General features: G+C 64.8%; 9 protein-coding genes. 2 read left to right on the plus strand and 7 right to left on the minus strand.

Annotation, left to right across the window (positions count from 1 at the left end):
* Positions 1–406 precede the first annotated feature (406 nt).
* The gene (locus BUB04_RS07410; RefSeq protein WP_073038359.1) at positions 407–841 is read right to left on the minus strand and encodes an acyl-CoA thioesterase; all 435 of its coding nucleotides are present in this window, start codon (positions 839–841) and stop codon (positions 407–409) included.
* A gap of 269 nt (positions 842–1,110) precedes the next feature.
* Here BUB04_RS07410 and BUB04_RS20065 point away from each other — a divergent pair, with 269 nt between their 5' ends.
* Positions 1,111–7,305, plus strand: a complete 6,195-nt coding sequence (locus tag BUB04_RS20065) for a VWA domain-containing protein (RefSeq protein WP_073038360.1) — start codon at positions 1,111–1,113, stop codon at positions 7,303–7,305.
* 28 nt (positions 7,306–7,333) lie between these two features.
* On the plus strand, positions 7,334–8,077 hold the full coding sequence (locus BUB04_RS07420; RefSeq protein WP_073038361.1) for a hypothetical protein: 744 nt from the start codon (positions 7,334–7,336) through the stop codon (positions 8,075–8,077).
* Between the two features lie 86 nt (positions 8,078–8,163).
* On the opposite strand, the gene BUB04_RS07425 is transcribed toward BUB04_RS07420, so the two are convergent.
* The 6 genes from BUB04_RS07425 to BUB04_RS07450 all read right to left on the minus strand — a co-directional run bounded on the left by BUB04_RS07425 (position 8,164) and on the right by BUB04_RS07450 (position 14,506).
* Positions 8,164–9,492, minus strand: a complete 1,329-nt coding sequence (locus tag BUB04_RS07425) for a CaiB/BaiF CoA transferase family protein (RefSeq protein WP_218588390.1) — start codon at positions 9,490–9,492, stop codon at positions 8,164–8,166.
* 35 nt (positions 9,493–9,527) lie between these two features.
* Entirely contained in the window at positions 9,528–10,862 is a 1,335-nt protein-coding gene (locus tag BUB04_RS07430; RefSeq protein WP_073038362.1) for a CaiB/BaiF CoA transferase family protein, read from the minus strand.
* 130 nt (positions 10,863–10,992) lie between these two features.
* Positions 10,993–11,697, minus strand: a complete 705-nt coding sequence (locus tag BUB04_RS07435) for an LrgB family protein (RefSeq protein ID WP_073038363.1) — start codon at positions 11,695–11,697, stop codon at positions 10,993–10,995.
* Complete coding sequence (locus BUB04_RS07440) at positions 11,697–12,032, minus strand: CidA/LrgA family protein (protein ID WP_073038364.1); 336 nt, start codon at positions 12,030–12,032, stop codon at positions 11,697–11,699. Before BUB04_RS07440 ends, BUB04_RS07435 begins: the two co-directional genes overlap by 1 nt.
* A gap of 456 nt (positions 12,033–12,488) precedes the next feature.
* Positions 12,489–13,205 (minus strand): FadR/GntR family transcriptional regulator, encoded by a 717-nt coding sequence (locus tag BUB04_RS07445; protein WP_073038365.1) that lies wholly within the window; start codon positions 13,203–13,205, stop codon positions 12,489–12,491.
* On the minus strand, positions 13,205–14,506 hold the full coding sequence (locus tag BUB04_RS07450) for a (Fe-S)-binding protein (protein ID WP_073038366.1): 1,302 nt from the start codon (positions 14,504–14,506) through the stop codon (positions 13,205–13,207). Before BUB04_RS07450 ends, BUB04_RS07445 begins: the two co-directional genes overlap by 1 nt.

Genomic DNA, 14,506 nt, shown 5'->3' on the forward strand with positions numbered 1-14,506 from the left:
TTCGCCCCTACAGGCCGTGCGCACGAACGGAACGAGGTCGCGGACTATTCAACGGAGTGCTTTCCTTCCCCGGGTTTCCCTAACACATCGTGATCGGCGGGCGGGGATCAACCCCGCCCCTACCCCGGGGAGATCCATCCATTCCTGTAGAGACGGGCTTTATGCCGGCCCGTCAGGACTTCGCACAGGGGAAGAATCGTTGACCTAATCTGAGCGATTTTTTCTTCGGGTGTCTCTTACACCGCGTGATTAGCGGGCGGGGATAAACCCCGCCCCTACCCAATGGATCCGGGGCTTTTTGCAGGGGCGGGCTTTACGCCCGCCCTTCAGGAGCTGTCCATTAGAAAGAACCGTCCAATTCAGGGTTGAAATAAGGTGCACGAAAGCCAATGCCGCGCGGCTGAAGTCACGCGGGCAGCGGTTCCCCTTCGTAGACTTCCACGGCGCGCCGAAGCCCTTCCGGAACGGGCACGGGGCGGCGGGTTTCGACACTCACCGCCACGGCCGTGATCCGGCCGGAGGCGATAAACTCGTCGGTTTCCGCCTTGTAGATGGCAAACTGGAACGTAAAGCTGGTGTTGCCGATATGGGTCAGGCGCGTGTGGACGTTCAGCACCTCGTCGAACCGGGCACTTCCCTTGTAGCTGCACTGGGCGTCCACGTAGAAGAAGTCGATTCCGTCCTGGAGGAGCTTGTCGTAGCTGTAGTCAACGGCCTTGAGATAATCGGTGAGTCCCTGGTCGAAGTAGATGAGATAATTGGAAAAGAAGACATGGCCCTGGGCGTCCGTATCCGCGTAGCGTACCCGAACCGGCGTGTAGAACTTGTATTTTTCCCCCATCCTTCAATCCCTCCTCTCCATCGGCATCCTTTTCCGCTCGGAAAGACATGGCTCGGCCTTTTTTCCTGCTTACAACGGCCGTCGAAGGAGCGCAACCCCACTCACAAAACCTCGCGAAAACCCATTTGCGTCCATTAGCGTTCATTGGCGGTTTCCATTCCCGCTACGCTCCCACTTGATGAGGCCCGCCAAAAGGTCTAAGAAGAATTCAAATTTCCCGGTTCCACCGGCGTGTTTCGGTGCTCCCCCCATGCAAAAGGAGGCCGGTCATGACGCTCCGTTTCGCCCCCCGACCCAGCCCCTGCTTTCCCGGACGTTTCCTTTTTCCGCTTCTTTTCTCCGCGGCTCTCTTCCTCGGGCTGCTCGGCGCATTGGGCGCTCCGGCGGCGGCCGCTCCCGCCGCCCCGCCATCGACCCCGCAGGAAGGAGCCTCGCCCCGGGCACTGCTGGACGCCGCCGTGAACCTCCCGGGCATCGAAGCCCGGGACGTGGAGCGAACCGCCGCGGACTGCGAGACCTTTCCCTCCGGATCCCAGGACGCCTATGCGGAACGGGAAGTGTGCGGAACCACGGTACGGTTCCGCTTTTCCGGACCCGAAGGGACGGAAGGTGCGGAGCGCCTGAAGGAGATGCTCCAGGCGAGCGGAGACCGGATCCTTTACGCGGCGGAAGACGCCGTGGCCGCATCCCGCCGGCTTTCCGACGGGTTCATCCTCTGGTCCCGGTTCGAACCGCGGGGAGAAGACTCCCTGGGCGTGATGGTCCTGCAGGCCGTGCTGGAACCGGACCGGGAGCTGGTCTTTCCCATGGACCGGGACGAACGGAGCGAAGTGATCTTCTACACCGAACACCCGGGGGATCGCCTGATGCGCCTGGACGTCACCGCACCGGAGGCGGATTTCTCCCTGGAGGGAGCCTACCGTCAGCAGACGGGCGAGCTCGTCCGAACGGTCTCCACCCAGGTGGACTGCTACCGCGTGCACGGCCCGCTGCACGAAATCGGGCGGGTACCCCAATACGCCGGTCCCGTGAAATGGACGCTGCACCTCCATGACGGCGCCGAGCAAGTCCAAGTGCGGGTGCGCTGGAATTCCGGGCCGCCCCTGGAACCCATCCAGGCCGGGGACGCCCTGGGCGGAATCCGGCTTCGCAACGTTCCTTACGGCCGTGCGTCGGCCCTTCCCGAATTCGACGATTCCATCGACCATCCGGCGTTCCGGGAAGGAGCCCTGGCCGGAGACCGGACCCCCTTGGGAGAATCCATCTTCTGGCTTCCGCCGGGCTACTGGACCCTGCTGGTGAAACCCGAGGTCCATGAGGAAGACCTGGAGGGATTCACCCGGATGGAATGCCACCTGGTGCCGGTCCAGCCGGGACGCATCACCGTGGTGGACTGGCCGCCTTCTCTCGCCCGCGCCTTCGCCGGCGGGGAAGCGGGGCGGGTGGAGATCCTGGACGTGGCGGCCGATTCCCAAACCGGCACGGTGGATATGGCCCTCCTGGACGCGGATCGGCTGGGAATCGAGGCCTCCCCGGACAACGTGCGCATCTACGAAACCGGGGCGGAAGCCCGGATCCTTTCCGTGGAGCGGCTCAAGACCCCCCTGGACGTGCTGCTCCTCCTGGACTCCTCCGGGTCCATGAAGCACCAGATGTCCCAGGCCCTGGCCTCCGCGGCTCATTTCATCCGGGGCCTTCCCCCGGACGCCCGCATCACCGTGGTGGACTTCGACACCCGGCCGAAAAAGATCCAGGCCGCCGGAAGGGACCAGCTCCTCAAGGCCCTCGGCAAGGTTCGGGCCGACGGCGCCACGGCGCTTTACGACTCCATCCTTCTCGGGCTGGGTGAACTCCAGGCAAAGAACCGCCCGGCCCTGGTCGTCTTCACCGACGGCGTGGACGCCAACCTGAACGACACCGGCCCGGGAAGCAAGGCCACCAAGGACGAGGTGCTGGAGGCTGTCCAGAGCGCCGGGATACCCGTCTTCACCATCGGGTTGGGGGAAAAGAGCGACGTGGACACCCTGCGGCGCCTGGCCGCCTTGTCCGGCGGAGCCTATTACGCCGCGTCCATCCCGGAAGACCTGGATCCCATCTTTGAGCAGATCCAGAAGAACCTGGGAAACACCTACCGAGTCCGCTTCCAACGGCCGGCGCGCCCCAGGAAGGGGAGCGTGCCCGTGGTGAGCCTGGTGGTGGACAACAGCGGCTCCATGGATTCCGATCCCCAGCAGCCCGGCTGCGGGTACCGGATCGAAAGGGTGCGCCAGACCCTTCGCCGGTTCGTGGAGGATCTTCCGGGGGATTTCCTGATCCAGCTGCTCACCTTCAGCGACGATGTGGGCGTCCGCCAGGTGCTGGCCCGGGAACGCGCGCCGCTCGCCCGCGCCCTGTCGCTCATGAAGGGGGAAGGGGGCACCAACACCCTGGCCGCGGTGCGCGCGGCCCTCGATTCGCTCCGGGCGGTCCCGTCGTCCCGGCGCTACCTGGTTTTTCTCACCGATGCGGCCCTGGAAGTGGAAGAGGAACAGAAAAAGGAGTTCGAAACCCTGCTGGGCGTGATCCGAGACGCCCGCATCCGAACCCTCTGGCTGGGCATGGTGGAAGGGGACCAGGAAGAGGTGTTCGCCCGGGCGGCCCGCCTTTCGGGAGGCCGACACGTGATCGCCACGGACCTGGACCGGGTGGCCCAGGTCTTTCAGGACCTGGCGAAGGAGATGGCATCCGAACCCCAAGGCCCTTTCGCGGGGACGGTGCGCGTGGAGGTCCGTTATCACGATGCGGCGGGCCGGAACGCCACGCTGGTGGCTTCCAAGGACATCACCTTTCCCCCGGCCCGGGAGGCCGACGTGGAGGCCAATCCGGAAGCGGTCACCTGGAAGCCCGGGCCGCGCCTGCAGCCCTGCGACCCCGAGGTGGCCCGAAACATCTCCGGGTCCGACAAGGCGGGCTACGAGGTGCTGGTCACCAAGCGCATCCCGCTGGACTACACGGCGGAAAACCGGGCGGTTCGGATGCGTTTCGACGAAGCCGTCTTCCTTTCCCGCCTGCGGGGGATCGACGCCCCGGACGGATACCGATTCCTGGCCCTGACCGTGCGCATGGAGAACATCCTTCCGAGCCAGAAGGTGGCCGTCCTGCCCGACGGATCCCATCACCCCGCCTCCTGGGTGGGCGGGGACTCCAAGCCCGTCCGCTACGAAGAGCGCGTCCCCACCTACCTCATTCCCGACCTGAAGCGCCATTGCTTCCTGCGATGGAACAACGAACGGTCCTACCCCGTCTCGGAAGCGACCTGGCTGCTGGAAAACCCCCTCACCCTTCCGGGCCAAACCGCCCTGGCGGTGGAACCGAACCGGCCCGTGCAGGGGGCTCTGGCGTTCCTGGTTCCCGACGGGGGAGCCCAGGCCGCCTCCTTCCGGTTCTATGACACGAATTACGGCCACGTCTCGGTGCCCCTGTGGGGCATCACCCCGCCCGAAGAAACCGTACCCCTGGAAAGCCTCCCCGAGGAACCGCCCACCCGGCTTTCCGACACCTTCTCTTTCCGCGTGACCGGATACCGGGACGCGGAGCGCATCGAAAAGGTGGACGCGGGAGAGGGTGCGGTCTTCCGCATCCTGGAAGGGGAGTTGACCTCCCGCGTGCAGGCCCACCTGAGACTCGATCCCGCCGAGAGGATCCAAATGCTGGTGCAGGACGAGAAAGGAAGCCGCCTCTTTCGACTGCATCCCGTCACCGAAAGGCTCCCCATGGGCTATTACCACTCCACCCTCTTTGCCGCCGGATCCCGAAACAAGGTGGCCCTGGCCTTCCGCCTTCCCCGCCCGCTGGCGGAAGAGGACCGGCCCATGGCGCTCCTGTTCGACCTGGCGGGAGGATCGGTCGCGGTGCCGGCCGTGGGTTTGTGGCAGGCGCCGGACCCGGGAAGCCCGGCCGCGGCGTCCAATGAGGACGTGGAGCTCTTCGTCCACCGGGCGGCACTGGTTCGCGGCGTCCCCCGGATGGGCGAGCGGGTGGTGGCTGTGGACGCCTCCTTCCGGGTGCCCCCCGGCAGGGGCCATCTGCGCTTGGGAGAGCTGGTGGTGCTCAAGGGAACCGGTTTCGACGCCGAAAAGGCCCGGCAGGAGATGGCCCGGGTGACCGAAGTGCGGAAAATGCCCGTGCCGTGGGCCCATCGGGGCTTGTCCAACTTTGCGCAGACCTTTCTGCCGCCCCGGATGGACGAGCTGCCGGACACCCTTTTCCCGGAAAGCGCGGAGGATTTCCTGCCGCTCGCCCTGGATTCCGAATCCGTCCTGCCGGCGGGGCAGGTGCGGCGAGGCTGGATCCTCTTTTCCCTCCCGGAAGATTCGGAGGTGGAGAACTGGCGCGTGGGCTCCCTGATCTTCCAGGACCTCTCGCTGCCCATTTCCCAGGAGACCATGGAAGAACCCCTGCTACAGTTCACCCGGCTGGAAGTTCCCGTTGAAGGAAACGAATCCTTCTGGGTGCAGGTGGCGGAAAAGGTGGAGGAGCTTTCCGCCCGTCGGGCGGCCGTGGGATGGAAGAAGCCCGGCGCCGTCCCCCTGCGGGTGGTGGATCCGGATCGTAAGACGGAAACGGGGCCCCGGCTGGATCCTCCCGGGCTGACCTACGCGGGCGCACGGTCCCTGGCGGAACTCGCCGATCTGGAAAGCCTGCGGCGGGCCGCCGCAACTCTGCGCTGGCTTCCCGGCGGGAATCCCTGGGCGGTGCGCTACGCCCCCGAGGCGGTCCTCACCCAGGGGTGGGGAACGGAAGCGGACCTGGCGGCCCTGACGGAAAGGGTTCTCAGCCGCACCGGGGTGCGCACCCGGCGGGTGGTGGTGCCTCTTCTGGACAAGGGAAGGGAGGACCTGGCCCGCCGGGCGGGTCTGGAACGGGTGGAGCTGGAGCAGCTTCCGGCGGTGAAGTTCCGGACGGACGACAACCGGGAAGTGGTCCTGGTTTCCCCCTTCCTGGAGGACTTGAAGGCCCTGGAGGGGCGGGTGGGCTACCGCGTGGAACCCGTGGAGGAAAGCCCGGAAGTGACGGCGGACCTGACGGTGGGTCTCCTGGTGATGCCCGCCCAGGCCGACCGGGATGAACAGATGAGGCGCATGAGCGACATCCTGGCGGGCGGGGAAGGCGACGGGGTGGAAGAAGCCGTCCTTCTGAACACCTCCCTGAACCTTTCCGATCTCAGCCTGGATTGCATCCACATCGGGTTCACGCAGGTTCCGGCGCGAGGAACGGTGGTTTACAAGGCCGTGCTGGACGGCCCCATGGGACGGCGGATCACCTCGGACGACGCCGGCCTGGACGCCACCAAGGTGAACGTCCTGGGCTGGTTCTTTGAGATCGACACATCCGAACGGAACCACCGACGCCGGTTCTTCCTGCCTCCCGAAACGGAGATCACGGGGGTCTTTCTCACCCTGGGGATCAACCTGCCCGACCTCCCGCCCGCCGCCCGGGACGCCCTGGACGCGGCCCGCCGGGAGATGAGGAAAGCCGCGCTGGTCCCGCCCGACGCCTTCTCCGGGCTTCGGTGGTACACCCACGGGATCGCGGGCCGTTTCCTGGGAGCGCAATCGGCCTGGGAAGAGGAGGCGGCCCGCCGGCTTCAGCTCACGGCGGGACGCACGTCCCGGCCTCGATGCCTGGCGGTGATCGTGACCCTGGACAACGGCGGGGGCCCCTTGCGGACGCAACTGGATCTCTTGGATCCCTTCGTCCAGGTCCACCGCTCTCCGGATCCCCGGGCCGAGAGGGCCTTCCGGATCCTGGGCGGCCTGGCCGCCGCGGAGTTCGAAGCCGCGGCCCTCGGCCCGGAAAGTGCCGGGCTGTGGGAAATCTGGCGCAGCGCCCCGCCGGAAACCAAGCTCCTTTTCGTGGACGACGAGAACCGGGACGCCTTCCTGGAACAGCTCCGCAGCCGCTCCTATCCCGAGCGCCTGGTGAACTACCTGGCCGAAACGGACCGGGTCCTCCTCTTTCCCAGTTCGCCCGGCGTGGTGAACGGAAAAGTGCGCTGGGCGTGGCTGGAAGTGGATCCGGAAACCTACGACGTCCGGGCCGTGCTGGACGACGAGACGGGAGGCGCCCTGGTGGAAAGCCTCATCGGAAACCTCTACGAACAGGCCACCAGCTACCTGGTGGGAGCCTTCGTGGGCATCACCACGTCCCTTTGGTCCGTTTCCGCCTTCAGCCTGGAACTGGACGACTACCAGCAGATCCTCCAGGAAGCGGAAAACTTCGCCCGGAACCTGGCCAAGAACTTCAGCGTGGGGAACGACTACGCGGGCCTTCCCGTGGGCGGCCTTCCGTCCGGGTCCGTCTCCCTGGACCGGGCGGTGACCTTCAGCCTGGACCCCAACGGGGTGTCTTTCAGCAACAACATGCTGGGTTTCGGAAACGGCTACCAGGACGGCGTCAGCTACTATTTCCAAAACGCCAAGTAGAAGCGGAAACGGAAAGCAGGAGGAAACCATGGCGGATCAAGCCGCAAGGTATCGAGCGCTCTTTTCGTCGGACTGGAGTGAATGCCTGTCGCCCGGCGGCCCGTTCGACTGCATCTTCTTCAACTATCCGGACCTCCAGGAACCCCTCACCGCCATCTTCCGGCAGTACACGTCCAACGCCATCACGCTGGGGGACGCCATCCGCCGGATCCAGGACCTTTTGCCGGGCCCCATCACCCAAGAGCAGATGGACGCCTACCTGGACGCCTCCTTCGCCGTCTACCCCGGCGCGACGGAACTCATCCGCTGGTGCGAGGAAAACCGGATCCTTTTCATGCTGAACACCACGGGCTTCCAGGGCACCTACCAGCGGATCCTGGCCAAGGGCCTCCTGCCGCCCGTTGCGGCCCTTTCCGCCCATCCCTTCATCCACTACCCGCAAAGCCCCACGGACCCGCCCGTCTTCCATCCCCTGCGGGAAATCCACGACAAGGCCGTCAACTCGGCAGCGGTGGCGCAGGCCTTCGGCATCGGGCCGGGACGCATCATCGTCATGGGAGACAGCGGCGGGGACGGCCCCCACTTCCAGTGGGGCGCTTCCGTGGGCGCCCTTCTCATCGCCAGCCGCCCCAAGCCGTCCCTGGAGCGGTACTGCGCGGAGCGAGGCATCGCCATCCACCACCGGATCGGCACGGCAGAAGAACCGGAAAAGGGGCACTTCCTGGACCTGGTGCCCCGGATCGAAGCCTATCTGGGAACCGCCAATGACTGAAAAGATCGGAAGAAACCGCTAATGAACGCAAATGAACATGAATGGGTCGAGGCGGGCGTTCATTCGCGTTCATTTGCGGTTCAAAGTCAGATGGTACCGCGGGCGCGGAGGATCTCCAGTTCCGATGCGCCCAGGCCCAGGAGCCGACAGTAGACCGCTTCGTTGTCCGCGCCCACGGGGCGGCACGCCCATTTGATCCTCGGCGGCGTTCCCGTCATCTTCCAGAGCGGCCCCTGCATGGCCAGTTCCCCGTAAACGGGATCCTGCACCCTTCGGAAGATCCCCCGGTCCCACCAGTTTTGTTCCTGGAAGGTTTCCGGGGGACGGCACACCTTTCCGGTCACCACGGCCGCGGCGCGGCCTTCCTTCCGGGACGTGGCCTCTTGAACCTTCTCGATCACCTCATCCACCGTGTATTGGGTGCTCCATTCTTCCAGGATCCGCTGGAGCGCCTCCTCGCTTTCCAGGCTGGTCCGCTGCATGAACGTGGAAAAGCGGGGATCCCGGGTGAGCTCGGGTCGGCCGATGATCTCCATGAGCGTGGCGAAGGCCTCTTCGTTGTAGGCCGCCATGAAGGTATAGCCGTCCTTGCAGCGGATGAAGGTGTAGGGAAAGACGGACGGGTCGTAGTTCCCCAGCCGCTCCTTCACGCCGCCTCCCATGTGGTACCAGCCCATGTTGTAGTCGATGAACTTCATGATGCATTCGGCGCCGGAAACATCCACCATCTGGCCCTTCCCGGACTGCTGCCGGTAGATGAGCGCCGAAAGGATCCCGTAGGCCGCAAAGAGCCCTTCGGCATACCATCCGTACCAGCTGCCGGTCTTGGTGGGCACGGCGTGGACCGAATGTTCGTCGTCGGCCGGTTCGCCGTTGATATAGACGAGCCCGGAATAGGCCTGGTTGGCGATCTCGGAAGCCTGCCGCCCCTGGCGGGCCTTGGGTCCGAACTGCCCGTAGGTATGAAGAGCCGCATAGATGAGCCGAGGGTTGACCTCGCGAAGCTGCCGGTAGCCGATTCCCAGCTCGTCCAGGAAACCCGGCTCGAAGGTTTCGATCACCACGTCCGCATGGCCGGCCAGCTTCCGGAAAATCTCTTGGCCTTCCTCGCCTTCCAGATCCAGCGTGATGTGGTGCTTGTTTCGGCCCTCCACCAGATAGGCCAGGCCCGTGTCTCCGTGTTCCAGACCGAAAGGGCTGTAGCGGCGGGCGATGTCACCACCGGGCGGTTCGATCCGAATCACCCGGGCTCCCAATTCCGAAAGGATGGACGAAGCCACCAGACCGCCGAAGCTGCCGTAGCTGGCGTCCAGAACCAGAAGATCGTCCAGGGCTTCCTTCTTTTCGGCCGCCGAGGCCGGATCCGACTGCTGCTTCGCCCATGCGTACCAATCCATCGTTCCCGTGGTGTTCATGGCATCCTCCTTGGCTTCCATCCCCCGAACCGTTCTCAGAAAAACCGACCCTTTTCGCCGTCCCAGTCTTCCGGGGGCTTGGCGCCGATCCGGTCCGCCCACCTACCCACCACGCCCTCGTTTTCCAAGCGCTCCACGGTCTCCGGATCCAGGGCCAACAGATTTCGAAAGACGTACTCGTTGTGGAATCCCACGGGCTTGGCGATCCAGCGCATTCTCCCCGGCGTCTCGGAAAGTTTGGGCCCCGGCCCGTATTCCACCACCGGACCGTAAAGTGGGTCTTCCAATTCCCAGACGGCCCGGCGCGCCCGCAGGTGTTCGTCTTCGTAATGGTCCCGGGCGTTGGCCACGCGCTGGGCCGAAAACCCGTACAACACGCCCGCCTCCTCCACCTGCCGCAGGGTCTGGGTCACGGCCCAGGCGCGCATCTTTCCGTAGACGGCTTCCCGGTTTTCGTCCTTCAGACGGGCGTCCAGCAGAGCGAACCGGGGATCTTCCGCCATGTCCGGATCCCCCATGGCCTCGCACAGCCCCGCGAAGGCCCCGTCGTCCAGCGCCGCGATACCCACAAAGCCGTCCTTGCAGCGAAAGATCCCCGAAGGCACCACCGCCACGTCCTCGTTTCCGAACCGCTCCCGCTCCTTGCCGAAAAGACTCCACAGGAGCCACGTCCAGTCCTGGATCCGGATGAGACTCTCGCCCTGGGACACATCGATCATCTGGCCCTCTCCCGTCTTGTTCCGGTGGTAGAGGGCCGCCAGGATGCCCAGGGTGGCGAACAGGGCGCCCGTGTAGTCCCCGATCCAGATGCCGATCTTCAGGGGCGGGCGACCCGGAAAGCCGGTGGTGGCCGAAAAGCCGCTCATGGCCTGGCTGGTGGCGTCGTAGGACGGCCGGTCCCGGTAGACGCTCCACTGTCCGAACCCGCTGTTGGCCTGGTAGATGAGCCGCGGGTTCACCTCCCGGAGCTGCCGATAGCCCACACCCCAGCGGTCCATGGTGCCCGGCCGGAAGTTTTCCACCAGCACATCGGACCTGGCCGCCAGCCGCTTCAGGAGTTCCGCGCCTTCCGGCTTCCGGATGTCGATGGCCACGTGGTACTTGTTGTGGTTCATGTGGGTGAAGGCGGGCGAGATGTTCTGCCAGAAGAAGCCGCGGGGAGCTACGTAGCGCATGAGATCCCCCACGCCCGGGAGTTCGATCTTGATAACCTCGGCTCCCATGTCCGCCAGCAGGTCCGCCGTGACGGGACCGAACACCCGGGTGCACAGTTCCAGGACCCGCACGCCCTTGAGGGCCTCGGGCTTGGAAAAGGCCCCCGCGGGATCGAAAAGCCGCTCCGTCCAGTCGAAATAGTCCTCGTGTGCCATCACTTCGCTCCTTTCCCCGAAGGTGTGACAAGAAATGAACCAGACCGTGCAGGACCGCGTGAACAGGTCAGACCAAGACCTGCCGCGTATCAGACGGGACATGGAAGACGGGGCGTTTCGGATTCGCTCTTCAGGGGCGTACCAGCATCAGAAGGAGCTTCACCAGGACGGGGGTCACCACGGCCGTGGCGATCCCGTTGAGGCAGATGGCCAGGCCGCCGCTGGCCCCTTCCACCTCTCCCTCTTCCACGGCCCGGGCCGTTCCGATGCCGTGGGAGGCCGCGCCCATGGCCAGTCCGAAGGCCACCCGGCTGCGAATACGGCACAACCGCAGCACCCCGGGGCCGATCACCGCTCCCAGCACTCCCGTGGCGATGACGATGGCCGCCGTCAGAGACGGGATGCCGCCGATCTTTTCGGAGATGCCCATGGCGATGGGCGTGGTGACCGACTTGGGCGCCATGGAAAAGATGACGGCATCCGAGGCACCCAGGAGCGCCGCCGTTCCGGCCGCGCTCAGAACCCCCACCACGCTGGCCACGGCCATGGAAACCCCGATGGCGCGCCCCCGCTTCCTGATTTCTTCCAGCTGCAGGTAGAGCGGCACGCCCAGGGCCACCACGGACGGGCCCAGGAAGAAACTGATGATCCGGCCGCCTTCGAAGTAGGTCTGGTAGGGCAGACCCGTTGCCTTGAGAAAGACAATGAGGGAGACGATGGAAAGGAGAACGGGGTTGAGCCAGAAACGGCGGAAGCGAAGGTAGATTCTTTGAGCCCCATAGAACGCCAGGAAGGTGATGAAAACCGCGAAAACCTTGCTGGAAAGAAACGCCATCACGACCTCTCCATCTTCTGAGTGACCCAGCCCACGACCACCAGGACCGCCACGGTGCTCAAAAAATACGCGCAGACGATGGGAATCCATTCCTTGGCGATGAGATCGAAGTAGAGCATGAGGCCCACGCCCGGAGGCACGAAGAGAAACGCCATGTTCTGAACCAGGACGTCCGCGGCGGGCTTCACGTCTTCCAGGCGAACCCAGCCGCGACTCAAGGCCGTGGTGAGGAGCATCATGCCGATGACGTTGCCCGGGATGGGAATCTTCAAAAGGAAGCTGACCAGATCCCCCAGGGTGAGAAAGGTGAAGATGATGAGAAGGCTCTTGATCATGGCGACATCCCTCCGGCGACGTGGCACACACACGCATGGGGAGTTCGCAAAGCGACGTGACGACGGGAAACGAAACACGCCTTTGGGAAGCAGGGAAGCGTCTGGGCGAAGGATCTCCGCCCCTACCGCCGTTCTTTCTCCGCAGCCCTGAAGGGCTGCGGAGGAATCCGCGAACTCCGGGCGGACCTCGGGTCTTCCCTGTCATCTCATGGGGTTACCATGACCCCTTCCCGCGGAGCTGAAGCCCCGAGGCTACGAAAGAAGTCGGGTCCCTTGTCGACTGATGAAGGAATCTTGTTCTCGCACAGGCTTCTTGGAGGCTGTCCGAGAACTTCCCCACCCGTCCCTCCCGCGCAAGTGGGAGTCCATAACTTACTGAGAATTCTGGATCCCCGCTTCCGCGGGGATGACGGATGGGCATTGAACGGTGCAAATCAGTCGTTTTCAGACAAGCTCCTAGCCGTCGGCCTGGCGGGAGCGGAAGAAGTCGAGAACGAATCCGATATGGCGCTTCATGGCCTCCAGGGCCTCGTCCGAATCCCGGTGCCGGATGGCCTCGTAGATGGCCGTGTGCTGCTGGATGATCTTGGGCAGGTTGCCCGGCTCTTCGTAGAGCTTCTGCAGGTTCATGCGAATGCCGAAAAAGAGGAAATCGTAGAGGTTCCGCATGACCCGCACCTGCACCGGGTTGCGGGTGGCGTAAGCGATGGCCATGTGGAAGGAGATGTCCGGCTCGTGGCCGATGCCGCCTTGGGCGATGTCCGCCTTCATGGCTTCCAGGCTGGTTCGAAGGTGCTCGATGTCCCGCTCGTCCGCGCGCATGGCCGCCAGAGCCGCCGCCGTGCATTCCAGGCCCAGCCGCACTTCCAGGATGTGCTCCAGGGTCACGTCCTGACCTTCCATGAGGGTGGCCATGGGGTTGTCGTCCGCCGATTCGGTGGAACGCACAAAGGTGCCCTGGCCGTGGCGCTGGTCCACCAGCCCCTGAACCACCAGCTTGTTGATGGCTTCCCGGACCGTGGGCCGGCTCACCTGGAGCTGGCGGGCCAGCTCCCGTTCGGAAGGCAACCGGTCGCCGGGCTTCAAAAACCCCCGGTAGATGAGTTCCGTGAGCTGATCGGCCACCTCGTCGGCGATGCGTTTCGGTTTGATGGGTTTGACAGGAAGAGTCATCACGAGTTGAGATTCTCCGCATAGATTTCGATGGCGTGGCGCACGGTGACGGTATCCCCCGCCTGACTCAGCTGATCGTGGAGCTGTATCATACAGGCGGGACATCCGGTTGTCACCACGCGACATCCCGCGGCCGCCACCTGATCCCGCTTCCGGCGCCCGATGCCGGCCGAAAGATCATAGTGTTCCAGGCTGAAGCTCCCTCCCAGCCCGCAGCACCAGTCGGGCTGGGCCATTTCCACCAGGCGCACAGAGGGGCTCGCCTGCAGCAACCGCCTCGGTTCGGCGAAGACGCCCAGGGACTTCCTCAGATGGCAGGGATCGTGGTAGGTCACGGCCAAGGCGTCTTTTTCGGGCGGTACGGGATCGGGGGCCACTCCCAGGCGCCCCACCAGGAAGGCGTGGATGTCCATGGCCTTTTCGCTCAGGGCCTGGACCCGCTCCAAAACCTCCGGCCCCTCCTCCTGAAAGAGCACCGGCCACACCTTTCGGATGGTGGCCGTGCACGTGGCGCACGACGTGATCAGCACATCGAAGCGGTCCACGGGAAAGCGCTCCAGGTTGTGGCGAACGAGCTTCTTGAAGGTCTCCAGGTCCCCGCTGGAAGCCGCCGGAATGCCGCAGCAGGCCTGGTTGTCGGGAAGATAGACCCCCACCCCGTGGTGGCGGAGCACCTTGAGGCTCGCCCGGGCCACCGACGGAAAGATCTTGTCGATGAGACATCCCACAAAGAAGGCGGCCTTCACCCCGGAGGCTCCGGGCGCTTCGTCCAAGGACGGCAGCTCCGCATGGAAGGGCTTGGGAGCCAGGGGCTTGATGTGGCGGTTTCCCAGCAGGGACGCGCCGAACCGGGCGCAGGACGTTCCCAGGGTTTCGTTCGCCGGGCGGGTGAAAATCTTTTGGAAACGAGCCCCCCATTCCATCACCCGGTCGAAGATCTCCGGATTTCCCAGCATGCCGCGAAGGACCGCCTTTTTCACGGGCGACAACCCCTGGTAGCCGGCCAGGATGGCCCGGGCCTTCAGGAAGATGTCCAGCACCTTCACGCCGCTGGGACAATTGGCGGCGCACGACCCGCACAAGAGACACCGGTGGAGCCGCTCGGACACGCCTGCGGGATCGCGGAACATCTCCCTGGAAAGCCCTTCCAGAAGAGCCAGCTTGCCCCGGGCCACGTCGGCTTCCCGGCCCGTCTCCCCGTAGAGCGGGCAGACCGCCTGGCACATGCCGCAGCGCATGCACACCACCAGCTGGTCTTCCAGCTCCCGCACCAGACGCGCCAGTTCCTGGATGGTCGCCAT

It is taken from the genome of Desulfacinum infernum DSM 9756, from assembly GCF_900129305.1.
GTDB classification, from domain to species: domain Bacteria; phylum Desulfobacterota; class Syntrophobacteria; order Syntrophobacterales; family DSM-9756; genus Desulfacinum; species Desulfacinum infernum.

What these genes read in the sequence shown, in the direction of transcription:
- BUB04_RS07410 (WP_073038359.1), bottom strand. Translation starts at nt 841, where the DNA reads ATGGGGGAAAAATACAAGTTCTACACGCCGGTTCGGGTACGCTACGCG.
- BUB04_RS20065 (WP_073038360.1), top strand. Translation starts at nt 1,111, where the DNA reads ATGACGCTCCGTTTCGCCCCCCGACCCAGCCCCTGCTTTCCCGGACGT.
- BUB04_RS07420 (WP_073038361.1), top strand. Translation starts at nt 7,334, where the DNA reads ATGGCGGATCAAGCCGCAAGGTATCGAGCGCTCTTTTCGTCGGACTGG.
- BUB04_RS07425 (WP_218588390.1), bottom strand. Translation starts at nt 9,492, where the DNA reads ATGAACACCACGGGAACGATGGATTGGTACGCATGGGCGAAGCAGCAG.
- BUB04_RS07430 (WP_073038362.1), bottom strand. Translation starts at nt 10,862, where the DNA reads ATGGCACACGAGGACTATTTCGACTGGACGGAGCGGCTTTTCGATCCC.
- BUB04_RS07435 (WP_073038363.1), bottom strand. Translation starts at nt 11,697, where the DNA reads ATGGCGTTTCTTTCCAGCAAGGTTTTCGCGGTTTTCATCACCTTCCTG.
- BUB04_RS07440 (WP_073038364.1), bottom strand. Translation starts at nt 12,032, where the DNA reads ATGATCAAGAGCCTTCTCATCATCTTCACCTTTCTCACCCTGGGGGAT.
- BUB04_RS07445 (WP_073038365.1), bottom strand. Translation starts at nt 13,205, where the DNA reads ATGACTCTTCCTGTCAAACCCATCAAACCGAAACGCATCGCCGACGAG.
- BUB04_RS07450 (WP_073038366.1), bottom strand. Translation starts at nt 14,506, where the DNA reads ATGGCGACCATCCAGGAACTGGCGCGTCTGGTGCGGGAGCTGGAAGAC.